The sequence below is a fragment of the Actinoalloteichus spitiensis RMV-1378 genome, from assembly GCF_000239155.1.
Lineage (GTDB): Bacteria > Actinomycetota > Actinomycetes > Mycobacteriales > Pseudonocardiaceae > Actinoalloteichus_B > Actinoalloteichus_B spitiensis.
In genome coordinates, this window is the sequence record NZ_AGVX02000874.1 from 1 (window position 1) to 927 (window position 927).

The window sequence follows — 927 nt, forward strand, 5'->3', positions numbered from 1 at the left end:
CCTGTTCCGGCTGTTGGGGGACGTGTTCGGGGCGGGGACGGCGAACCCGGGCGGGGGGTCGGCCGCCCCGGGGCCGGGCGGCAACCCGTGGCGTGGCCTCACGGCCGTCGTGCGCGACCTGGTCAGCCCCACGGATCCCGTGCCCGCGCTGCGGCCCTCGGGCGCGCCCCGGCGGTGGCGGGTCGCGGACGTGCCGCTGTCGCGGTTGACCGATGTCGCCAGGGCCGCCGGGGTCACCGTGAACGACGTGTTCCTCACCGCCTGGGCGATCGCGGTGACGAGGCACCTGCTCGTCCGGGGGGAACGACCGCCGGCGGAACTGAGCCTGGTGATGCCGGTGAACACCGGAGGCGACGACCGCCCCCCGCTCGGCAACCACCTCGCGCCCGTGCGGGTGCGGATCCCGTTGGGCGAGGGGGGACGGGACGCGGCCGACTCGGCGCGGCTGCTCGCCACGGTCCACGGTGTGACGAGCGAGCTCAAGAGGAGCCGGCGGGCCTGGCACGTCGCCGCCCTGCTCCGGCTCGGTGACTTCCTGCCGAACCTCGTCCTGGGCCTCCCGCACAGCCTCTACTGCCGTCCGCGCACGTTCCACTGCGTGGTGACGAACGTGCGGGGCCCGGTCGACCCGTTGCTCGTCGCGGGGCGCCGGGTCCGCCGGGTGGTCCTCCTGCCGATGACCTACCGGGCGTTGGGCCTCTCGGTGGCGCTCACCAGCGTCGCGGGCGTCGGCACCATCACCGTGGCCGACACCAGCGCCGTGGATGTGGAGGGTGACCTTCCTGGCCGGTGGGTCGCCGCCCTGGCCGGACTGGCGGAGGCGGTGGGGGTCGAGATCGACCCCGCGGCGGTGATGTCGGAAGCTCCATCGCGGGCCGGTGAGCCGGCCGCGGATTCCCCTCCCGCTCCGGGAGCGGCGCGAGCCAC

At 75.7% G+C, this 927-nt stretch carries 1 protein-coding gene; it reads left to right on the top strand.

All coding sequences use genetic code 11. The features are described 5' to 3' along the window. Nucleotides 1–927, top strand: a 927-nt coding sequence (locus ACTIDRAF_RS0226280; protein WP_016701599.1) for a WS/DGAT domain-containing protein, incomplete at both ends; no start/stop codon positions are given.